Annotated in this window: 18 protein-coding genes; 8 read left to right on the top strand and 10 right to left on the bottom strand. The window is 74.0% G+C overall.

Annotated features, from left to right (window positions below; all coding sequences use genetic code 11):
* On the top strand, positions 1 to 805 hold an 805-nt coding region (locus tag AKI01S_RS52000), incomplete at its 5' end, for an MFS transporter (RefSeq protein WP_067827362.1).
* Positions 806 to 905: 100 nt separating this feature from the next.
* Here the strand turns inward: AKI01S_RS52000 and AKI01S_RS34465 are convergent.
* Complete coding sequence (locus tag AKI01S_RS34465; protein WP_439951702.1) at positions 906 to 1,439, bottom strand: MarR family transcriptional regulator; 534 nt, start codon at positions 1,437 to 1,439, stop codon at positions 906 to 908.
* Positions 1,440 to 1,494: 55 nt separating this feature from the next.
* Between AKI01S_RS34465 and icmF the strand changes: the two genes are divergently transcribed.
* The 3 genes from icmF to AKI01S_RS34450 are packed head-to-tail and all read left to right on the top strand — an operon-like array spanning position 1,495 to position 7,738.
* Positions 1,495 to 4,755, top strand: a complete 3,261-nt coding sequence (gene icmF / locus AKI01S_RS34460; protein ID WP_067827359.1) for a fused isobutyryl-CoA mutase/GTPase IcmF — start codon at positions 1,495 to 1,497, stop codon at positions 4,753 to 4,755.
* Between the two features lie 7 nt (positions 4,756 to 4,762).
* Entirely contained in the window at positions 4,763 to 5,524 is a 762-nt protein-coding gene (locus AKI01S_RS34455; protein ID WP_067827355.1) for a helical backbone metal receptor, read from the top strand.
* Positions 5,525 to 5,569: 45 nt separating this feature from the next.
* Entirely contained in the window at positions 5,570 to 7,738 is a 2,169-nt protein-coding gene (locus AKI01S_RS34450) for a TerD family protein (RefSeq protein ID WP_067827370.1), read from the top strand.
* Positions 7,739 to 8,008: 270 nt separating this feature from the next.
* Here the strand turns inward: AKI01S_RS34450 and AKI01S_RS34445 are convergent, their stop codons facing one another.
* The 4 genes from AKI01S_RS34445 to AKI01S_RS34430 are packed head-to-tail and all read right to left on the bottom strand — an operon-like array spanning position 8,009 to position 11,303.
* Positions 8,009 to 8,731: a VIT1/CCC1 transporter family protein gene (locus AKI01S_RS34445; protein WP_067827352.1), complete on the bottom strand. Its 723-nt coding sequence runs from the start codon at positions 8,729 to 8,731 to the stop codon at positions 8,009 to 8,011.
* Between the two features lie 30 nt (positions 8,732 to 8,761).
* Positions 8,762 to 9,355, bottom strand: coding sequence for a TetR/AcrR family transcriptional regulator (locus tag AKI01S_RS34440; RefSeq protein WP_067827349.1), 594 nt, complete (start codon positions 9,353 to 9,355; stop codon positions 8,762 to 8,764).
* Positions 9,352 to 10,110, bottom strand: a complete 759-nt coding sequence (gene fabG / locus AKI01S_RS34435; protein WP_067827346.1) for a 3-oxoacyl-ACP reductase FabG — start codon at positions 10,108 to 10,110, stop codon at positions 9,352 to 9,354. The genes AKI01S_RS34440 and fabG overlap by 4 nt, the downstream gene beginning before the upstream one ends.
* A gap of 41 nt (positions 10,111 to 10,151) precedes the next feature.
* The gene (locus tag AKI01S_RS34430) at positions 10,152 to 11,303 is read right to left on the bottom strand and encodes an acyl-CoA dehydrogenase family protein (protein WP_067827343.1); all 1,152 of its coding nucleotides are present in this window, start codon (positions 11,301 to 11,303) and stop codon (positions 10,152 to 10,154) included.
* Between the two features lie 121 nt (positions 11,304 to 11,424).
* Between AKI01S_RS34430 and AKI01S_RS34425 the strand changes: the two genes are divergently transcribed.
* Complete coding sequence (locus AKI01S_RS34425) at positions 11,425 to 12,522, top strand: calcium:cation antiporter (RefSeq protein WP_067827341.1); 1,098 nt, start codon at positions 11,425 to 11,427, stop codon at positions 12,520 to 12,522.
* Positions 12,523 to 12,873: 351 nt separating this feature from the next.
* Here the strand turns inward: AKI01S_RS34425 and AKI01S_RS34420 are convergent, their stop codons facing one another.
* Positions 12,874 to 13,203: a DUF3099 domain-containing protein gene (locus AKI01S_RS34420; RefSeq protein ID WP_067827338.1), complete on the bottom strand. Its 330-nt coding sequence runs from the start codon at positions 13,201 to 13,203 to the stop codon at positions 12,874 to 12,876.
* Between the two features lie 49 nt (positions 13,204 to 13,252).
* On the opposite strand from AKI01S_RS34420, the gene AKI01S_RS34415 reads away from it, so the two are divergent.
* Complete coding sequence (locus AKI01S_RS34415; protein WP_067827335.1) at positions 13,253 to 13,465, top strand: dodecin; 213 nt, start codon at positions 13,253 to 13,255, stop codon at positions 13,463 to 13,465.
* 201 nt (positions 13,466 to 13,666) lie between these two features.
* Here the strand turns inward: AKI01S_RS34415 and AKI01S_RS34410 are convergent, their stop codons facing one another.
* Positions 13,667 to 15,043 carry a metallopeptidase TldD-related protein gene (locus tag AKI01S_RS34410; protein ID WP_067827368.1) on the bottom strand — a complete coding sequence of 459 codons (1,377 nt, stop codon included), beginning with the start codon at positions 15,041 to 15,043 and terminating at the stop codon, positions 13,667 to 13,669.
* A 5-nt stretch (positions 15,044 to 15,048) separates the two neighbouring features.
* Positions 15,049 to 16,548, bottom strand: coding sequence for a TldD/PmbA family protein (locus AKI01S_RS34405; protein ID WP_067827365.1), 1,500 nt, complete (start codon positions 16,546 to 16,548; stop codon positions 15,049 to 15,051).
* 168 nt (positions 16,549 to 16,716) lie between these two features.
* Here AKI01S_RS34405 and AKI01S_RS34400 point away from each other — a divergent pair, with 168 nt between their 5' ends.
* Together AKI01S_RS34400 and fabI are read left to right on the top strand one after the other, a co-directional pair.
* Complete coding sequence (locus tag AKI01S_RS34400; RefSeq protein ID WP_067827332.1) at positions 16,717 to 17,421, top strand: beta-ketoacyl-ACP reductase; 705 nt, start codon at positions 16,717 to 16,719, stop codon at positions 17,419 to 17,421.
* 7 nt (positions 17,422 to 17,428) lie between these two features.
* Positions 17,429 to 18,214 (top strand): enoyl-ACP reductase FabI, encoded by a 786-nt coding sequence (fabI, locus tag AKI01S_RS34395; RefSeq protein WP_067827330.1) that lies wholly within the window; start codon positions 17,429 to 17,431, stop codon positions 18,212 to 18,214.
* Positions 18,215 to 18,292: 78 nt separating this feature from the next.
* Here the strand turns inward: fabI and AKI01S_RS34390 are convergent, their stop codons facing one another.
* Both AKI01S_RS34390 and AKI01S_RS34385 read right to left on the bottom strand, forming a co-directional pair.
* Complete coding sequence (locus AKI01S_RS34390; protein WP_067827327.1) at positions 18,293 to 18,934, bottom strand: hypothetical protein; 642 nt, start codon at positions 18,932 to 18,934, stop codon at positions 18,293 to 18,295.
* Between the two features lie 218 nt (positions 18,935 to 19,152).
* Positions 19,153 to 20,786 (bottom strand): helix-hairpin-helix domain-containing protein (locus AKI01S_RS34385; RefSeq protein ID WP_067827324.1); only part of this gene is annotated, 1,634 nt, incomplete at its 5' end.

Here is a 20,786-nt window from a genome sequence, read left to right as displayed (position 1 = left end):
CGGCCTGAGCAGCAGGCTCGCGGCGGGAGGGGACCGCCGCGTCCAGGGCTGGGACGCGCTCACCTACGGCGTCGGCGGCACGGCGGGCCCGGCCGCGGTCGCCGCCGCCTCCGCGTCGTGGGGACCGGTGGCGGCGCTGCTGGGACTCGCCGCCGCGACGGTCCTCGCCGCGGCGCTGACGCTGACCCTGCCGTCCCGGCCCGCCGCGCGGACGCGCCCGGACGCCCCCGCCGGCGTCCGAGCGGGGATGGCGCCGTTGTGGCGGCGGCCCGAGCTGCGGCGCGTCACCGTGATGACCCTGCTGGCGGCCCCGCAGCTCGGCGCGCTGCCGGTCATCGCGGCGGCGGTCGGGGACCGGCTGCGCGGGACGGCGGAGGCGGGTGCGACGCTGACGACGGCGTTCGGCCTGGGCGGCCTGGCCGGGGCGCTGTTGGTGACGGCCGTCCCGCTGCGCGGCGAGCCCGAACGCGCGGCGACCCGCCTGTTCGCGGCGCTGGCGGCGGTGACGGCGCTGTGCGCGCTGGCCCCCAGCTACCCGGTGGCGCTGGCCGGGTTCGCGCTGATCGGCGTCGTCAACTCGCTCTCCTTCACCGCCGTCCTGGCGGCGCGCGCGGCCTACTCCCCGCCCGCCGCGCGTGCGCAGGTGTTCGTCACCAGCGCGGGGCTGAAGATGGCGACGGCCTCGGTGGGCGCGGCCGTCGCGGGCGCGTTCGCCGGGATCGGCGGCGCCGCGCTGCTGCTGCTGGCGGCGACGGTCACCGGAAGCTCGGTGGCGCTGTCGATGGCCGACCGGGCACGGCCGTGAGACCCGGCCCCGGGAAAACGTCGCGGCGGCCGTCGCCCCCGCCTGGAACCGTTCCTGCCGCGCCCCGAGCCGCTGAACCGCCCCGGTCCTCCGGGGCGGGCTACAGGTCGCCCGCGACCTCGCGGACCGCGCGCAGCGCCTCGGTGATCCGGGCCGCCTGCGCCGGGTCCAGGCCCGGCAGGCCGAAGTCGGCGCCGTGCAGCGCCGCGGTCGCCTCCTCGGCCAGCGCGCGGCCCGCGTCGGTGATCGCGGCCAGCACCACCCGGCGGTCGTCGGGGGAGGGGGCGCGGGTGACCAGGCCGCGCTGCTCCAGCCGTCCGATCACGTTGGTCACCGACGCCGGGTGCACCATCAGCCGCACGCCCATCTTGCCCATCGGCAGCGCCCCGGTCCGGGCGAACGCCAGCAGCCGCAGCGCCTCGTAGGCGGCGAAGGTCAGCCCGAACGGCTTCAGCACCGCCTCCACCCGGCTCAGCAGGAGCTGCTGGGCGCGCATGACGGAGGTGACCGCCGCCATCTGGTCGGCGTGCTCGGGCCAGCGCAGGCTCCACTGGCGGCGCGCCTCGGCGATCGGGTCGCGCGTGTCGCTGGACTGGGGGGTGTCGGGGCTGGTCACGGGCCCACCGTACGGCACCCGCGCCCCCTTGACGGAGTCGCGCACGGAAACTATTTTAACTTCCAAATATTGGATGTCCAAGAGTTACTCGGAGGTCTCGGTGACGGGCTCCACGGGATCGCTGCACGTGCCGGTCCACCCGGTCCGGTTCGTGACGGCGGCCGCGCTGTTCGACGGGCACGACGCGGCCATCAACATCATGCGGCGCATCCTGCAGTCCCAGGGCGCGGAGGTGGTCCACCTCGGCCACGACCGCTCGGTCCGCGAGGTGGTCGACGCGGTGCTGGAGGAGGACGCCCAGGGCGTGGCGGTCTCCTCCTACCAGGGCGGCCACGTCGAGTACTTCGAGTACCTGGCCAAGTCCCTGGCCGAGGCCGGGGCCGGGCACGTGAAGGTGTTCGGCGGGGGCGGCGGCGTCATCGTCGCCGAGGAGATCGCCCGGCTCGCCGACGCCGGGGTGCGGATCTTCTCCCCCGAGGACGGGCAGCGCCTCGGCCTGCCCGGCATGATCAACGAGCTGGTCCGCGACTGCGACGTGGACCTGGCCGCCGACCCCGCGCCCGCCGACGCGGTGCTGTCGGGCGACCGCCGCGCCCTGGCCCGCGCCCTCACCTGCCTCCAGGCCGGGAAGCTGCCCGAGGACGACCGGCGCGCCATCCGCGAGGCCGCCGCCCGCCGCCGCGTCCCGGTGCTCGGCATCACCGGCACCGGCGGCTCCGGCAAGTCCTCCCTCACCGACGAGCTGGTCCGCCGCCTGCGCGTCGACCAGCAGGACAAGCTGCGCGTCGCCGTCATCGCGGTGGACCCGACCCGGCGGCGCGGCGGCGGCGCACTGCTCGGCGACCGCATCCGCATGAACTCCCTGGACGGCGACCACGTCTTCTTCCGCTCGCTGGCCACGCGCGGCGCGCGCGAGCTGCCCGAGGGCATCGAGGGCGTCCTGGAGGCCGTCAAGGCCGCCGGATACGACCTGGTCATCCTGGAGACCCCCGGCATCGGCCAGGGCGACGCCGCGATCGTCCCGCTGGTCGACGTGTCGCTGTACGTGATGACGCCCGAGTTCGGCGCGGCCTCCCAGCTCGAGAAGATCGACATGCTGGACTTCGCCGACGTGGTGGCCATCAACAAGTTCGAACGGCGCGGCGCCGCCGACGCCCTGCGCGATGTGGCCCGCCAGCTGGTCCGCAACCGCGAGGCGTTCGGGCAGCGCCCCGAGGACATGCCGGTGTTCGGCACCAGCGCCGCCACCTTCAACGACGACGGCGTCACCGCCCTCTACCAGCACCTGGCCGGGCTGCTCGCCGACCACGGCCTGCACCTGGCGGAGGGCGCGCTGCCGAGGGTGGACACCCGGACCTCCACTGGCGCCGCCCAGATCATCCCGCCGGGCCGCGTCCGCTACCTGTCGGAGATCGCCGAGACGGTCCGCGGCTACCACGCCGAGACCGAACGCCAGGTCGAGGCCGTCCGCCGCGTCCAGCGGCTGGACGAGGTCCGGGCCGAGCTGTCGGAGGGCGCCGCCGCCGAGGTCGGCGAGCTGCTCGACCGGGCCCGCCGCGACGTCAGCCCCGAGAGCGCCGACCTCGTCGGGACCTGGCCCGCCGTCGTGGAGTCCTACTCCGGCGACGAGCAGGTCGTGCGGATCCGCGACCGGGAGATCCGCACGAGGCTGACTCGCGAGTCGCTGTCGGGCAGCCGCATCCCGCGCGTCGCGCTGCCCCGCTACCGCGACCACGGCGAGCTGCTGCGCTTCCTGCGCCGCGAGAACCTGCCCGGAAGGTTCCCCTTCACCGCCGGGGTGTTCCCGTTCAAGCGCGACAACGAGGACCCCGCCCGCATGTTCGCGGGGGAGGGCGACCCGTTCCGCACCAACCGCCGCTTCAAGCTGCTGTCGGAGGGCCAGCCCGCCACCCGGCTGTCCACCGCGTTCGACTCGGTCACCCTCTACGGCCGCGACCCCGACGAACGCCCCGACGTCTACGGCAAGGTCGGCACCTCCGGCGTCTCCATCGCCACCCTCGACGACATGAAGGCGCTCTACGACGGGTTCGACCTGTGCGCGCCCACCACGTCGGTGTCGATGACCATCAACGGGCCCGCCCCCACGATCCTGGCGTTCTTCCTCAACACCGCCATCGACCAGGGCTTCGACCGGTTCCGCGAGGAGCACGGCCGCGAGCCGGACGCGGAGGAGGCCGCCGGGATCCGCGCCGGGGTGCTGTCGACCGTGCGCGGCACCGTGCAGGCCGACATCCTCAAGGAGGACCAGGGGCAGAACACCTGCATCTTCTCCACCGAGTTCTCGCTGCGGATGATGGGCGACATCCAGGAGTGGTTCATCGCCAACCGGGTCCGCAACTTCTACTCGGTGTCCATCTCCGGCTACCACATCGCCGAGGCGGGCGCGAACCCCATCAGCCAGCTCGCGTTCACCCTCGCCAACGGCTTCACCTACGTGGAGTCCTACCTGGCGCGCGGCATGGACGTCGACGACTTCGCGCCCAACCTGTCGTTCTTCTTCTCCAACGGCATGGACCCCGAGTACAGCGTCCTCGGCCGCGTCGCCCGCCGCGTCTGGGCGGTGGCCATGCGCGAGCGCTACGGGGCCAACGAGCGCAGCCAGAAGCTCAAGTACCACGTGCAGACCTCGGGCCGCTCGCTGCACGCCCAGGAGATGAACTTCAACGACATCCGCACCACGCTCCAGGCGCTCATCGCCATCTACGACAACTGCAACAGCCTGCACACCAACGCCTACGACGAGGCCGTCACCACCCCCACCGCCGAGTCGGTCCGCCGCGCCCTGGCGATCCAGCTCATCATCAACCGCGAGTGGGGCCTGGCGATGAACGAGAACCCGCTGCAGGGGTCGTTCGTCATCGACGAGCTCACCGACCTGGTGGAGGAGGCGGTGCTGTCGGAGTTCGACCGGATCAGCGAGCGCGGCGGCGTGCTCGGCGCGATGGAGACCGGCTACCAGCGCGGTCGCATCCAGGACGAGTCGATGCTGTACGAGCAGCGCAAGCACGACGGCTCGCTGCCCATCGTCGGCGTGAACACCTTCCGCAACCCAAGCGGCGACGAGGAGGCCGCGGCGCCGCTGGAGCTGGCCCGCGCCACCGAGGGGGAGAAGCGCTCCCAGCTGGAGCGGGTGCGGCGGTTCCAGCAGGAGCACCGCGACGACGCCGAGACCGCCCTGGCCCGCCTGAAGGAGGTCGCCCGCACCGACGGCAACGTGTTCGAGGTGCTGATGGACGCCGCCCGCGTGTGCAGCCTCCAGCAGATCACCGACGCGTTCTTCGAGGTCGGCGGCCAGTACCGGCGCAACGTGTAGGGCACGTATGACGATCGTCCACGACGACACCGGCGCGCCCGTTCCCGTCCCGGAACGGGTGCGCCGCGTGGTGTCCCTCGTCCCGTCCCTCACCGAGACGGTCGCCGCGACCGCCCGCGGCCTGCTGGTCGGCGCGACCGACTGGTGCACCCACCCCGCCGACCTGGACGTCGCGCGCGTCCGGGGCACCAAGAACCCCGACGTCGAGGCGATCGTCGCGCTGGAGCCCGACGTCGTCCTCGGCAACACCGAGGAGAACCGCGCTCCCGACGTCGCGGCCCTGCGCGCCGCCGGGATCCCCGTCTGGATGACCGAGATCCGCACCGTGGACGGGGCGCTGGCGTCGCTGCGCCGGATGCTGTCCGGGGCCTGCGGCCTCGACGCCCCCGCCTGGCTGGACGAGGCCGCCCGCGTGTGGGCCGGCGTCGAACCCGGCCCGCCCCGCACGGCGGTCGTCCCGATCTGGCGGCGCCCCTGGATGGTCGTCGGCCGCGACACCTTCACCGGCGACGTCCTGGCCCGCCTCGGCGTCCGCAACCTGTACGCCGGCCACCCCGACCGCTACCCGAAGATCCCCCTCGACGAGCTCAACGCCGCCGGGCCCGACCTGGTGGTGCTGCCCGACGAGCCGTACCGGTTCACCGCCGACGACGGCCCCGAGGCGTTCCCCGGGATCCCCGCCGCCCTCGTCAACGGCCGCCTGCTCACCTGGTACGGCCCCTCCCTGGTCGAGGCCCCGGGCGCGCTCCGCGAGCAGCTCGCCGGCTGAGAAACCCGAGTGCGGCGGGACCGGTCGTTCTGGGACGATCCCGGCATGGTCCACAGCCTCGAACCCCTGGTCGTCCGGCACACGCTCCGCGTCCCCGCCCCGCGGGGCCCGGCGGGCGACGGCGGCGTGGCGGCGCGGCGGTTCGACGCCGCGCTGATGTCGGTCGGCTTCAAGCTCTCGGCGGACCTGCTGGAACACCTGTCGGGCCTGGCGGCCGGGACCGTCATCGACACCGCCGCGCACACGCTGCGCACCGTCCGGGGCATGGTCGGCGACCACGTCCAGCACAACGCGTACTTCATCGACTTCCCGGACAACGTGCCCGACACGTTCGAGTTCTGGATGGGGCTGGTCGCGAGGACGTTCGCCGACGACGTTCACCGGACCCGCGCGGAGACCCGGCTGGGCAGCGGGGTGCTGAACCTGCTCACCCTGCCCGGCTACGGGAACTACCGGCACACCTACGCCGAGATGCTCGCCCACCACGACGAGCTGATCGCCGCCGCGGGCGACCGGGTGACGGTCCTGCACCTGGGCGGCGACCTGGACGCGGAGGCCACCGCCCTCTACCTGGCGCTCGCCGGGAGCAGCACGCCGCTCGGCGAGGACGACCTGCGCGACCTGGCGACCCTCGCCGAGCACTGCGCGGACGGCCCGCAGCCCGACACGATCCCGGTCCGCGAGAACCGCGCCGTCGTCAACCGGGTCCGCCTGGACCTCGGCGCGGACCCGCTGCTGGACACCGTCACCGACGTCCTCCGCCTGGCCTGCGCGCTGTCCGGCGGCGACGTGACCCTCCAGGAGCCGACGCGCTTCGCGAACCTGCCGCGCCGCGTCCGCCGCGCCCTGCTGGCGGGCCTGGACGGCGTCGTCGCCGCCGATCCCGCCAAGCTCGCCGACGTCAACGCCCACCGCGAGCCGTGGAAGCGCCTCGGCGAACGCCTCCACCCGCACGAGTACCCGCGCTGGCCGCACGCCGCCGACGTGTTCGCCGTCGCCCGCGGTGACAAGACCGCGCGGACGTTCGACGGCCGCGTCGAGGAGCTGCTCGCCGAGGGCGACGTGACCGGAGCCGTCACGCTGCTGGAGAACGCCCCGGGCAGGCTGTACCGCGCCCTGGACCGCCTGCTGCGCACCGCGTCCACGCGCGACGAACGCGACCTCGTCCTGACCGCCGCCGAGCGGGTCGCCGACCGGGTGTCCGGCCGCGTCGTGCTGTCGGTCCGCGAGCACTTCCACAACAGGGCGGAGGAGACCGGCCGGACCCGCGTGTTCACCAACCGCCTCGGCCGCGCCTGGACGACCCCGGACCCCCGGCCGCCGGTGCCGTCCGCCGCCGTCGAGCGCCTGAACGCGCTGCTGGACGCCGAGACCGCCCGCCGCCTGCCCGAGGTGCTGCCCGGTCCGGTGCTGGTCGACCCGGCGGTCCTCGACGTCGCCCTGCCCCTCAGCGGCAAGGCGGCCGGAACGGGACTCGGCGTGCTGCCGCGCGGTTCGGCCGCGGAGGTGGAGGGCGAGCTGCTGCGGTTCTTCGTCCACTGGAGGCAGACCGGCCTCCGCACCGACTACGACCTGTCGGCGCTGCTGCTCGACGAGGACTACGGCTCGCTGGGCTGGCTGGACTACACCGCGCTCACCTCCGCCGAGGGCGAGCACTCCGGCGACATCACCGACGCGCCCGACGGGGCGTCGGAGTTCATCAACCTGCGCCTGGGGGCCGTGCGGGGGGCGTTCGTCGTCCCGCAGGTCAACATCTTCGCGGGGGAGGGCTTCGAGGAGGTCGCCGAGTCGTTCTTCGGCTACATGCTGCGCGACGCCGAGCAGAAGGGCCGCCCGTTCGAGCCGCGCACCGTGCGCACGAAGTCGGAGCTGCGCGGCCCCGGCCGGGTCGCGCTGCCGCTGGTGTTCATGCGCGGCGACGGCGACGACTGGTACGTCAAGTGGCTGCACCTGTACCTGCGCGGCCTCCCGTGGGGCAACCAGGTGTCGGGGCACCGCCTGACGGTCGGGAGGCTGGTGCGCGCCGTCGTCCGCCGCCGCCACCTGACCGTGCGGTACCTGACGGGCCTGCTGGGGGACCGCGTCACGCTGTGGGACGGCCGGAGCCTGCCCGGCGGCCCGGTCACGTTCGTCGGCCTGGAACGCCCCGACGGCCTGCCCGGCGGCTCGCGCGCGATCACCCCGGAAAACCTGCGCGACCTGGTCCCCGCCTAGGGCCTTTTTCAAAGTGGGCCTCAGCCACGCACGCGAGCGCGTGACCTGACCTGCGGGCCCGATGCCGGAGGCGAGGGTCCGCAGGTCAGATCGCGAAGCGATGCCGCGCTCGCCAAGACCTGGTCAGGCGCGAGTCCCCGGGCGAGCGCCGTGGGCCAGGGCTTTGAAACACGGCCTAGCTGCTACGGTGACCGGGGCGAGGCCATGAGGGGGCTTCCTTCTCACACCTACGTACCTAGCCTCCTCGCTCTCCTCGCCCCCGACGTTCCGTCAGGAGGCGCCGAACAGCGCCCCGGCGTAGTAGGTGACGGCGGCCGCCAGCAGGATGATGAGCAGCTGGCGGACCGCCCCGTAGGGCACCGAGCGCCCGCTGGAGCGCGCCACGACGCCGCCCACCACCAGCCCCGCCAGGCCGGTCGCGGCGACCGACAGCACCTCCCCCGACTCCCCGCCGGTGAACAGCCACGGCAGCAGCGGCGCCAGCGCCCCCAGCGAGAACAGCAGGAACGACGACAGCGCCGCCGTCCACGGCGACCCCAGCTCCCCGGGGTTGATCCCGACGACCCGGCGGGCCGCCACGTCCAGCAGCCGCTCGGAGTCGTGGCGGACCTCCGCGACCGCCGTCCGCGCCGTCGCGTCGCTGTAGCCGGCCTCGCGCAGCTCGTGCTCCAGCCGCCCGGCCACCACGCCCGGATGGTCGCGCACCAGGCCCCGCAGGTCGGCCAGCACGCCCTTGAACAGCTCCACCTGCGCGGTCACCGAGATCCACTCGCCGGCCGCCATCGACACCGCGCCCGCGACCAGCCCGGCCAGGCCCGCCAGCCGCACCGCCGTCTGGTCCGACCCGGCCCCGGCCACGCCCAGGATGATGCAGAGCGTGCTGACCAGGCCGTCGTTGACGCCCAGCACCGCCGCCCGCGCCGCGCCCTGCTGCACCTCGGCCGCGCGCCTGGCCAGCAGCGCCGTCGCCGCCTGTTCCGAACCGGCCGCCATCCCACCCCCCGATGATCTTCTCGGGGGGACCTACCCGCCGGGAGAGCGGGTGAACAGCGCCTCCAGGCACGGCACCATGCGCTCGTCCAGCTCCTCGACCGGGACGTCCATCTCCCGCGCCAGGTGCTCGCGGAACAGCGTGTACCCGTAGATCACCGAGGCGAGGGCGGCGTGCGCGGCGTCCACGTCGCCGGTGGCCAGCGCGCCGCGCTCGGCCTCGGCCGCCAGTCCCGCGCGGCCCGCGCCCCGGTTGGGCAGGATGCGGGGGCGGTCGTCGCCGTCCAGCACCAGCAGCGTGACCAGCCGGATGGCCTCGGGGTGCCGGACGTTCGACAGCAGCAGCCGCGCCAGGCGGTCGCGCATCGGCCCCGCCGAGGCCGCCGCCGCGTCGGCGGCGTTGCGCCGGGCCTGACGCCGCAGCGCCGAGCGCAGCAGCGCCCGCCGCGACCCGAAGTACTGGTACACCAGGCCCCGGTTCACGCCGGCCGCGTCGGCGACCTCGCGCAGGTTCAGCCCGGCGAGGACGCCGCCCTCGCGCAGCAGGCGCAGGGCGGCGTCCCGCAGCGACTCCTCGGTCGCGGCGCGGTCCCGTGCCGGACCGCGCCGCGCGGGCGGGGCGGTCACGCCTTCGGACCGCCCGCCACATAGACGACCTGCCCGGACACGAACGAGGCGTCCTCGCTCACCAGGAACGCGATCGTCCCGGCGATGTCCTCGGGACGGCCCACCCGCCGCACCGGGATCTCCCGGGCGGCGGCGGCCTGCATCTCCTCGAAGTCCACGCCGATCCGCTCGGCCGTCGCCGCCGTCATCTCGGTGACGACGAACCCGGGCGCGACGGCGTTCACCGTCACCCCGAACCGGCCCAGCTCGATCGCCAGGGTCTTGGTGAAGCCCTGCAGGCCCGCCTTGGCGGCCGAGTAGTTGGCCTGGCCGCGGTTGCCCAGCGCCGAGGTGGACGACAGGTTGACGATGCGGCCCCATCCGGCGTCGGTCATGTACCGCTGCACGGCGCGGCTCATCAGGAACGCGCCGCGCAGGTGGACGGCCATGACCGCGTCCCAGTCGTCGTCGCCCATTTTGAACAGCAGGTTGTCGCGGATGATCCCGGCGTTGTTGACCAGCACCACCGGCGGGCCGAGCTCGGCGGCGATCCGCGCCACCGCCGCCTCCACCCGCTCGCGGTCGGCCACGTCCACGCCCACGGCCAGGGCGCGGCCGCCGTCGGCGGCGATGCGCCCGACGGTCGCGGCGCACGCCGCCTCGTCCAGGTCGCACACGGCCACGGCGAAGCCGTCGCGGGCCAGCCGCGCGGCCGTGGCCGCCCCGATCCCGCGCGCGCCGCCCGTGACGACCGCCACCCGCTGCCGCTCGGTCATGCCCTTCCTCCCTGACGTCCGGATCCGATGGTCACCCGGCCTCAGACCCCGAGGTCCTTGGCGATGATGGTCTTGAGGACCTCGCTGGTGCCGCCGTAGATGCGGGTCACGCGGGCGTCGGCGTACAGCCGCGCGATCGGGTACTCCAGGATGTAGCCGTAGCCGCCGTGCAGCTGGAGGCACTTGTCGACCACCCGGGCCTGCACCTCGGTGCAGAACAGCTTCACCTTGGCGGCGTCGGCCGGGGTCAGCTCGCCGGCGTCCAGGGCCTCCACGGCGCGGTCCACCATCGACTGGGCGGCCTCGACCTCGGTGGCGCACTCGGCCAGCACGAACTTGGTGTTCTGGAACGAGGCGACCGGCTTGCCGAAGACGTTGCGCTCCTGCACGTACCGCTTGGCGAACTGGACGGCCGCGGCCGCCGACGCGTAGGAGCTGGCGGCGATGCCGAGGCGCTCCTCGGCCAGGTTGTGGACCAGGTACTCGAACCCGCGGCCCTCCTCGCCGAGCAGGTCCTCCACCGGCACCCGCACATCCTGGAACGCCAGCTCGGCGGTGTCGGAGCTGCGCAGGCCGATCTTCTCCAGCTTGCGGCCGACCGAGTAGCCCTCGCTCCTGGTGTCCACCACCAGGATCGACAGGCCCGCGCGGCGGTTCTCGGCGGTGGGCGGGGAGGTGCGGGCCACCACCAGCACCCGGTCGGCCAGCACGCCGCCGGTGATGAAGGTCTTGGCGCCGTTGAGGACGTAGTGGTCGCCGTCCTTCTTGGCGGTGGTCTGCATGCCCGCCAGGTCCGAGCCGGTGCCCGGCTCGGTCATCGCGATGGCGGTCATCATGTCCCCGGACACGAAGTCGGGCAGCCAGCGCTTCTTCTGGTCCTCGCTGCCGTACTTGAGCAGGTAGGGCAGCACCAGGTTGACGTGCACGCCGTAGCCGCCGAAGCTCACCCCGGCGCGGGCGCACTCCTCGGAGACGATGAGCTGGTACTTGAAGCTGGTCTCGCCCGCGCCGCCGTACTCCTCGGGGACCTGGATGCCGAACACGCCCAGCTCGCCGAGCTTGTTGTAGAAGTCGCGCGGCGGGTGCCCGGCGTTCTCCCAGTCCTCGTAGACCGGGGCGACCTCGGCCTCGATGAAGTCCCGGATCATCTGCCGGAAGGCCTCGTGGTCCTCGTTGAAGATCGTACGGCGCATGCTCAAGCCCTTCGTGTCCGCGCTTTCCGGGGTAACTAGCGGAACGCTAACTACCTTCGAACGAGATTCTAGTTCGTTGTGGCGGTCATGAACAGCCCACCCCCGGGGCACCATCCCGAGCATGATCGGACTCGCTCGGCGGGCGGCCGACTGGACCGCGCTCGCCCCCGTCCTGGCCCTGCTGGCGCTGGCCCTGACCTGGGGCCGTGAGCTGCCGGCCGTGCTGGTCGCCGTCGTGGCGGTGCTGCTGGCCGGGGCCGTGCTGGCGGCGGTGCACCACGCCGAGGTGGTCGCGCACCGGGTGGGGGAGCCGTTCGGGTCGCTGGTGCTGGCGGTGGCGGTCACCGTCATCGAGGTCGCGCTGATCGTCAGCCTGGTCGCCTCGGGCGGCCCCGGCAGCGAGGCGCTGGCCCGCGACACCGTGTTCGCCGCCATCATGATCACCTGTAACGGGATCGTCGGGCTGTGCCTGACGGCCGGGACGCTGCGCCGCCGCGTCGTCGCGTTCAACGCCGAGGGCTCGGGCGGGGCCCTGGCCACCGTCGCCACCCTGGCGACCCTCAGCCTGGTGCTGCCGACGTTCACCACCAGCCGCCGCGGACCGGCGTTCGCGCCCGAGCAGCTGGCGTTCGCGGCGGTGTGCTCGCTGGCCCTGTACGGGCTGTTCGTGCTCACCCAGACCGTGCGGCACCGCGACTACTTCCTGCCGGTCACCGCCGAGGGCGAGATCATCGACGAGGACGGGCACGCCGCCCGGCCCTCCGGCGCCCGCACCCTGGCCAGCCTCGCGCTGCTGCTGGTCGCGCTGGTCGGCGTCGTCGGCCTGGCGAAGGTGGAGTCCCCGGTGATCGAGTCGGCGGTCGCCGGGGCGGGCCTGCCGCACGCGGTGGTCGGCGTCGTGATCGCCCTGCTGGTCCTGCTGCCCGAGACCCTGGCCGCGCTGCGCGCCGCCCGCCGCGACCGCCTCCAGACGAGCCTGAACCTGGCGCTGGGCTCGGCCATGGCGAGCATCGGGCTGACCATCCCCGCCATCGCCGTCGCCTCGATCTGGCTGTCGGGCCCGCTGGTGCTCGGCCTGGACGCCACCCACATGGTGCTGCTGGCCCTCACCGTTGTGGTGTCCACCCTCACCGTCGTGCCGGGCCGCGCCACCCTGCTCCAGGGCGGCGTCCACCTGGCGCTGTTCGTCGCGTTCCTGTTCCTGGCGATCAGCCCGTGACGATCACCCCCGGACGATCACCGGGGGCGCCGGAAGGTTCGGAGCCGGGGGTTTTCGGACAGTGGCCGGATCAGGCCACGACGGGAGGCCCGCCCATGGGGGCGAGGCGGCCGATGCCGGGGAACGACCGTGCCGGCGGGCCCCGGGGGGCCGGGGTCAGGGTGGGGGAGCCCCCAGGTGGAGGCCGGGAAATGAAAAAGCGGCGCCGGGTGGATACGGGGGCAATCCACCCGGCGCCGCACATCGGTGTTCCGACGGGGGCCCGGAACACCGGTACGGGCGCTCCGACGGGGGACCAGAGCGCCGGAACAAATCGTACACCGAAACCCCCCGGTTCAAGTCAAGAGATAGTCACGACCCGATTTCGGGCCGCTGTCCGGAAATGCCCTTCTGGTACCCCTGCCCCGGACCGGAGAACCGCGCCGTCGGCTGCGGCTCGCGCCCCCCGTTCGCGAAGATCACGCTGATGTACGGCAGGAACAGCGCGCCCACCACCAGCAGGCCCACCGCCCACAGCGGCGCCCCGAGCATGGCGGCGGCGACGGCTCCCACGAAGCAGACCGTCCGGATGCTCATCGACAGCAGGTAGCGGCGCTGCCGGTGGCCGATGTCCTGTGACAGGGGGAGCGGAGCGTCGGTGACCGTGTAGATCTCGGCCTGACGACGAGGATTGGCCTTCACCCTTCCACGGTAAGCCCCCAGGTGGGAAACGACGACACCAGGAGGGCCCATGAGCGACCGCACGTACCGGGTGACCGAGATCGTCGGTACCTCGCCGGAGTCGGTGGAGCAGGCCGTGCGCAACGGCATCAGACGCGCCTCGCAGACCCTGCGGCACCTGGACTGGTTCGAGGTGACCGAGGTGCGCGGCCAGATCGTGGACGGCGAGGTCGCCCACTTCCAGGTCGGCCTGCGCGTCGGCTTCCGCCTGGAGGACACCTGAGCGGCCCGGAGAGCGCGCGGCGGCGCTCCCCGAGCCTTCTCCAGACGCCATGGGGCGGCGCCAGGGCGACATGGTGCCAGGACGCCCGAGACCGGCGTGCGCGTGCGGCGTTCGAGCGGTCACCGCCCGGCACCGGATCCTCACGCGTTCAACGCGGTACCCGGCGGTGACGGCTACTCGGCCTTGCCTACTGGCCCTCGCCTACTCGGCCTTGCTCACCGTGGACATGTGGAAGTCGCCCACGCGGATCGCGGGCATCCTCGTCCGGGTGAAGTAGTCCGACCACTCGCGCGGCAGCGTCGGGACCGACGCGCCGACCTCGGACAGGCGGCCCAGCAGGTCCACCGGGCTCTCGTTGAAGCGGAAGTTGTTCACCGCGCCGACGATCTCGCCGTCCTCGACCAGGTAGACGCCGTCGCGGGTGAGGCCGGTCAGCAGCAGGCTCTGCGGGTCCACCTCGCGGATGTACCACAGGCAGGTCAGCAGCAGGCCGCGCTCGGTGCGGGCGACCATGTCCTCCAGGGACGCCCCGCCGTCGGGCCCGGCCATGACCAGGTTGTCGATCGCGGGGGTGAGCGGCAGGCCGGTGCGGTCGGCCGAGTGGCGGGTCTGGGTGAGCGAGGTCAGGGTGCCCTCGCGGATCCAGTCGGTGGCCGCCAGCGGCAGGCCGTTGTCGAACACCGAGGACTCGCGCGTGGAGGCGTGCGCGATCACGAACGGCGCGGCCTGCAGCCCGGCGGCGTGCGGGTCGCTGGACAGCGTGACCGGCAGGTTCGCCAGCTTCTCGCCGATCCGGGTGCCGCCGCCGGGCGCGGAGAACACCGTGCGGCCGTCGGCGGCGTCGCGGGCCCCGGCCGACCAGTACAGGTAGATCATCAGGTCGGCGACGGCGCTGGGCGGCAGGATCGTCTCGTAGCGCCCGGCGGGCAGGTCGATCCGGCGCTCGCCGCGGGCGAGGCGCCGGGCGAGGTCGTCGGTGAGGGCGGTGACGTCCACGTCGGTGAAGTCGCGGGTGGCGACCCCGGACCAGGCCGAGCCGCCCGCGCCCTTGGCGTTCAGCTCCAGCAGGCCGGTGGGCTGGTCGTGGCGCAGCCGCAGGCCCGCCGAGGAGCCGAGGAACGTGGAGGTCACCACGTGGTTGGCGAACCCGTACAGCCTGCGGTCGCCGGACTCGGCGCGGGCGAAGGCCTCGCCGAGCGCGGGCGCCAGGCGCCCGTAGACGTCGATGCCGGTCTCGGCGGGGGCCTCGTCCCAGGAGCCGCCGCCGGGCGACTCGGCGATCAGGGGTGCGGCGTCCTCGGCGGGCTCGTTGCCGTCGGCGACGGCCTCGGCGGCGCGCACCAGGTCCTCGATGTCGTCGGCGCCCACGGCGGCGCGCGACACGACACCGGAGGCGACGCCGCCCGGCTTGCGCCGCAGGGCGATGACGGTGAGGCGGTTGGAACGGGTGACGCCGTTGGTGGTCAGGGTGTTGCCGGCCCAGCGCAGGTTCGCGGTGCTGGTCTCGTCGGCGATCACGATGCAGTCGTCGGCGCGCGACAGCGACAGCGCCCGCTCGACGGCGTCCTGCGGCCTGATGACGGTCACTGGCCGCCCTCCTTCACGGCGTTGAGGATGTTGACTCCGCGGAACAGCGCCGACGGGCAGCCGTGGCTGACCGGGGCGACCTGGCCGGGCTGGCCCTTGCCGCAGTTGAACGCGCCGCCCAGCACGTAGGTCTGCGGGCCGCCGACGGCCTCCATGGAGTTCCAGAAGTCGGTGGTGGTGGCCTGGTAGGCCACGTCGCGCAGCTGCCCGGCCAGGCGCCCGTTCTCGATCCGGTAGAAGCGCTGGCCGGTGAACTGGAAGTTGTAGCGCTGCATGTCGATCGACCAGCTCTTGTCGCCGACCACGTAGATGCCGCGGTCCACGCCGGAGATCAGCTCCTCGGTGGAGGGGCCGTCCGGGGCGGGCCGGAGGGACACGTTGGCCATGCGCTGGATCGGCATGGAGGAGGCGGCGTCGGCGAACGCGCAGCCGTTGGACCGCTCCTGGCCGGTGAGGCGGGCGATGCGCCGGTCGGTCTGGTAGCCGGTGAACAGGCCGTCGGTGACGATGTCGAACCGCTGGGCCTGGACGCCCTCGTCGTCGTAGCCGATGGTGGCCAGGCCGTGCTCGGCGGTGCGGTCGCCGGTGACGTTCATGACCGGCGAGCCGTACCGGAGCTTCCCGAGCTTGTCGGGCGTGGCGAACGAGGTCCCGGCGTAGGCGGCCTCGTAGCCCAGGGCGCGGTCCAGCTCGGTGGCGTGGCCGATCGACTCGTGGATGGTCAGCCACAGGTTCGACGGGTCGACGACCAGGTCGTAGGTGCCGGCCTCCACCGACGGCGCGGCCAGCTTCTCGGCGAGCAGCTCGGGCATGCGGGCCAGCTCGCCGGCCCAGTCCCAGTGGTCGCCGGTCAGCCACTCCCAGCCGTACCCGGCGGGTGGCGCGAGGGTGCGCATGGTGTCGAACGCGCCGTCGGCGATCCCCACGGCGTTGACCACCGGGTGCAGCCGGACCCGCTGCTGGGTGATGGCGTTGCCGTTCAGGTCGGCGAAGAACTTGTTCTCCTTGACCTGGAGCAGCGAGGCGTCGACGTGCTGGACGCGCGGGTCGCCGAGCAGGCCGCGGCTCCACTCGGCCAGCAGCGCGACCTTGTCGGGGGTGGGCACGGCGAACGGGTCGATCTCGTAGGACGAGACCCAGGCGCGTTCGCCGTGGACGGGCTCGGGGGCCAGCTCGATGGGCTCGCGGTTGACGGCGGCGGCGACCCGGGCGACCTCGACGGCCTGCGCGGCGACCCGCGCCGCGCCCTCGGGCGTCAGGTCGATTCCGGCGGCGAAACCCCAGGTGCCGCCGGCGACGACGCGGACCGACAGCCCCACGTCGTCGGCGTCCAGGGCGGTCTCCAGGGCGGCGTCGTGGAGCCGCAGGGTCTGGCTGCGGATGCGCTCGACGCGGAGGTCGGCGTGCTCGGCGCCCAGCTCCCGGGCCCGGCTCAGGGCCGCGTCGGCCAGCGCCCGCAGCGGCAGCGCGGTGAAGGCGGGATCGATGTCATGCACCTTCCGCAACCTACCCCGACATCCGGTTCGGCCGCGCGAACAAAAGGGGGTCGCGGGATCTTGTCGGAACGACACATCACCCCGGCGGTTCCCGGCCGATACGCTCAGGGCCTGTTGTGTGACACAGGGCACCGCAACAGACCGAGAAAGCGAACGAGAGGTTCGAGAATGAGTCGCTCCGTCCTCGTGACCGGCGGTAACCGGGGCATCGGCCTGGCCATCGCCCGCGAGCTCGCCGCCGCCGGAGACAAGGTGGCGGTCACCTACCGCTCCGGGGAGCCGCCCGAGGGCCTGTTCGGCGTGCGGTGCGACGTGACCAGCAGCGAGGACGTCGACGCCGCGTTCGCCAAGGTCGAGGCCGAGCACGGCCCGGTCGAGGTCGTGGTCGCCAACGCCGGGATCACCAAGGACACCCTGCTGGCGATCATGAACGAGGAGACCTTCACCTCGGTCCTGGACACCAACCTCACCGGCGCGTACCGGGTGGCCAAGCGCGGCGTGAAGGGCATGATGCGCAAGCGCAACGGCCGCATCGTCCTGGTGTCGTCGGTGGTGGCGATGCTGGGCTCGCCCGGCCAGTCCAACTACGCCGCCTCCAAGGCCGGGCTGATCGGGTTCGCCCGCTCGCTGGCCCGCGAGCTCGCCTCGCGCAACATCACCGTCAACGTGGTCGCGCCCGGTTTCGTCGACACCGACATGACCGCCGCGCTGACCGAGGACCAGCAGGACGGCATCCGGGCCGCGATCCCGCTGGGCCGCACCGCGCGGCCCGAGGAGATCGCCAAGGCCGTGCGTTTCCTGGCCAGTGAGGACGCCGCCTACATCACCGGGGCCGTGATCCCGGTGGACGGCGGCCTGGGAATGGGGCACTGAGCGCATCATGGGAATCCTCGAGGGCAAGCGGATCCTGGTCACCGGCGTCCTGACCGACGCCTCCATCGGCTTCCACATCGCGCGCGTCGCGCAGCAGGAGGGCGCCGAGGTCGTGCTGACGGCCTACCCGCGGCCGACGCTGACCCAGCGCACCGCCAAGCGGCTGCCGTCCGGGCCGGACAACCCGCCGCCGGTGCTGGAGCTGGACGTGATGAACACCGAGCAGCTCGACGGCCTGGCCGACGCGCTGCGCGGCGTCGGCTTCGACCGGCTGGACGGCGTCGTGCACGCCATCGGCTTCGCGCCGCAGACCGCCCTGGGCGGCAACTTCCTGGAGACCCCCTGGGAGGACGTGGCGACCGCGCTGCACGCCTCGACGTACTCGCTGAAGTCGCTGACGATGGCGTGCCTGCCGCTGATGGGCGACGGCGGCTCGGTCGTCGGCCTGGACTTCGACGCCACCAAGGCGTGGCCGGTGTACGACTGGATGGGCGTGGCCAAGGCCGGCCTGGAGTCGTGCTCGCGCTACCTGGCCAAGTACCTGGGCCCGCGCGGCATCCGCGTGAACCTGGTGGCGGCCGGCCCGCTGGGCACCATGGCCGCCAAGTCGATCCCCGGCTTCGAGACCATGACCGACCTGTGGCCGAAGGCGGCCCCGCTCGGCTGGGACATCAAGGACAGCGAGCCGACCGCGAAGGCGGCGGTGGCGCTGCTGTCGGACTGGTTCCCGGCGACCACCGGCGAGATCGTCCACGTCGACGGCGGCCTGCACGCGATGGGCGCGCCCGAGTAACGTCGCGGCCCCCCGGCGGAACGCGACGGGTCCCGCCCCCCGAGGGGGAGCGGGACCCGTCCGGCGTTCCGGGGCCGGTCAGCCGCGCGGGCGGCGCAGGCGGCGGCCGACGGCGCTCAGGTTCACGCCCAGCATCGCGCCCGCCGCGCCCGCGGCGGCGGCGACCCACACCATCTCCGTCGAGTCGTGGTCGGCGGCGGCCACCGGCGAGATCAGCCGCGTCTGCGGCACCGCGCCGGACGGGGCCGGGAATGCGCCGGGGTCGGCGACCTGCGGGGTGGGCAGCACGCCCGGCAGGTTCGCCGAGGCGGGGGCGTCACCGGGCTTGTAGGGCCGCAGGCCCTCGGGCTGGTTCATCGGGGCGGCCCCGCCGGGGGCGGAGGGGTTCCCCTGCGGGACGCGCACCTTCGGCGCGCCGTCCCTGGGCTTGGTCCGCGGCTTGTCCTTGTCGACCTTGGCCGGGGGCTTGGTGCTCGGCTTCGGCTTGGGGGTTGGTTTCGGGGTGGGCTTGGGCTTGGGTTTGAGGCTGTCCTGCCAGTTCTGCCACTGGCACTTCCAGTTCTCGATCGTGCTGGCCGGGTCGGTGCCCTTCTTGCACTGCGTGGTGCCGCCCGTCCCCGCGTACGCCGCGGGCGCGCCCAGGAACACCAGTGCCAGGGTTCCGGCCGACACCGCCGTCGCCGCCGATCCGAGCCGCCGGAACCGTCGTTGCTGGGGCATCTCACTCCTCTGCCTGCCGATGTCGTGCCTGCCGATCTCGTGCCTGCCGGTGCCGCGGCAGGGACCCGTCCCGCCGCGCCCGTGTTGTTGACGTCTGGTCCAACGAGCGGGGAACGCCACGGTCACGGCAGTGTTCAGATCGTGCCTCAATCACCTCCGTCAGTAAACACTGACACAGGGTTTTCTCAAGCACCGGCAGGCGCGGTGGCGGCGGGGCGTCAGCCGACCACCAGGCGTGCCAGCCGGGTGCGCCGCGCGGGGACCCCGGTCTCCCGCACCGCGCGGGCCAGCGCGGGACCGGCCGCCTGCACCACCGACAGGTGCCGCAGGGCCAGGCCGAACGCGGTGGACACCAGCGGTCGCGACAGCTCCCCGCCCTCGGCCAGCACCGCCACCACCGCCGGGCGGCGGACGCCCCGGGCCAGCGCCACCGGGACCGCCCAGCCGTGCCGCAGCCGCGCGGCGTCGGCCGGGGCGACGGTGGCCTCCCCGCCCGCGAACGCGACCCGCAGGCCCTCGGCGTCGGCGCCGGTCACCGTTCCCGGTTCGCCGACGGCCGCCGGGGCGAGCGGCGCGGCGACCACGACCCGGTCGCCCACGTCGAACCCGCCGAACCGGCCCGGCCCGGCGTTGAGCCTGGCCTTGAGCGCCGCGTTGAGCGCGGTCGCGCCCGCCTCGCCGCCGGCCGCCGGGGCGACCACCTGCACCTCGTCCGCCGGGATGCCGAGGGCGCGCGGGATGGAGTCGGTGACCAGCTGCACGGCCCGGTGCACCGCCTCGGCGCCGCCCGCCGCCGGGACGATCACCACCTCGCGGTCCGGGGCCTCGACCGCGACCAGCTCCCCGCCCCGCACGGCCGCCGTGAGCGCCGCCAGCGGCCCGCCGGGCCCGGCGGGCTCCAGCTCCACCACCGGGACGGTCTCCGACGCCTCCAGGTCGTCCAGGATCCGCCCGGGACCGGCCGGCGGCAGCGCGCCCGGCTCGCCGCCCAGCACCAGGTGCGCGCCGTCGGGAAGGGCCTCCACCAGCACCGCGCACAGCTCGACGTCCAGCCCCGCCGCGTCCGGGACGACCGCCAGGTCCAGTTCCAGGGGGTTCTGCTCGCCGCGTCCGAAGACGACCGCCCCCGGCGCGGCCCCGGCGTCCGGCTGGGGCTCCAGCAGCCGGTGCAGCCCGGCCACGGCCCCCTCGGGCAGGTCCGCGCCCTCGGCCAGGTCGGCGGCGGCGCGTTCGGTGGAGGTGACGACGGCGGCGCGCAGGCCGTGTCCGGCGGCGGCCCGCACCACCGTCAGCGCGGTCTCCGCCAGGTCGCCGGGCGCGCCCCGCCAGACCGTCACGCCGGTGCGCAGCGCCGCCGACAGCGCCAGCGAGCGGTCCTCGGGCAGCCCCGCCCGCGCCTGCTTGATCGTGGCGTTGTCCAGCAGGTCCGACGCCGTCAGCCGCAGCCGCAGCAGGCCCTCGCCGGCCGCCTCCTCGGCCACCGCCCACCGCGTCAGGGCGAGGTTCTCCTCCGGCTCGGGCAGGTCGTCCTCGTCCTCCAGCGCCGCCTCGTCGAACTCGGGCTCCTCGGTGACCACCAGCACCTCGCCCTCGTCCAGCGCCGCCTCCACGGCCGCGGGCGGGTCGGGCACCCGCGCCCGCTCCAGGGCCGTCAGGACCTGCTCGGGCGGCGTGATGGTGTGGCCCTGCCGGGCGGCCTCGGTCAGCAGCGACAGCACCAGCGCCCGGCCGCGCCGCGGGTCGTCGGGCCGGGCCGCCTCGCCCAGCACCGCGCGGGCGAAGTGGTCGGCCTGCGCGGGCGTCACGCCCGGCACCCGCAGCAGCGCCCACGGGTCCTCGCGCAGCCGCGCGG

The organism is Actinomadura kijaniata NBRC 14229, assembly GCF_001552175.1.
Classification (GTDB): domain Bacteria; phylum Actinomycetota; class Actinomycetes; order Streptosporangiales; family Streptosporangiaceae; genus Spirillospora; species Spirillospora kijaniata.
This window is presented reverse-complemented; position numbering and strand designations above follow the sequence as displayed.

Coding starts and splice junctions, on each gene's coding strand:
- AKI01S_RS34425 (WP_067827341.1), top strand. CDS start 11,425: ATGATCGGACTCGCTCGGCGGGCGGCCGACTGGACCGCGCTCGCCCCC.
- AKI01S_RS34455 (WP_067827355.1), top strand. CDS start 4,763: ATGACGATCGTCCACGACGACACCGGCGCGCCCGTTCCCGTCCCGGAA.
- AKI01S_RS34430 (WP_067827343.1), bottom strand. CDS start 11,303: ATGCGCCGTACGATCTTCAACGAGGACCACGAGGCCTTCCGGCAGATG.
- AKI01S_RS34450 (WP_067827370.1), top strand. CDS start 5,570: ATGGTCCACAGCCTCGAACCCCTGGTCGTCCGGCACACGCTCCGCGTC.
- fabG (WP_067827346.1), bottom strand. CDS start 10,110: ATGACCGAGCGGCAGCGGGTGGCGGTCGTCACGGGCGGCGCGCGCGGG.
- fabI (WP_067827330.1), top strand. CDS start 17,429: ATGGGAATCCTCGAGGGCAAGCGGATCCTGGTCACCGGCGTCCTGACC.
- AKI01S_RS34390 (WP_067827327.1), bottom strand. CDS start 18,934: ATGCCCCAGCAACGACGGTTCCGGCGGCTCGGATCGGCGGCGACGGCG.
- AKI01S_RS34400 (WP_067827332.1), top strand. CDS start 16,717: ATGAGTCGCTCCGTCCTCGTGACCGGCGGTAACCGGGGCATCGGCCTG.
- AKI01S_RS34445 (WP_067827352.1), bottom strand. CDS start 8,731: ATGGCGGCCGGTTCGGAACAGGCGGCGACGGCGCTGCTGGCCAGGCGC.
- AKI01S_RS34415 (WP_067827335.1), top strand. CDS start 13,253: ATGAGCGACCGCACGTACCGGGTGACCGAGATCGTCGGTACCTCGCCG.
- icmF (WP_067827359.1), top strand. CDS start 1,495: ATGTCCAAGAGTTACTCGGAGGTCTCGGTGACGGGCTCCACGGGATCG.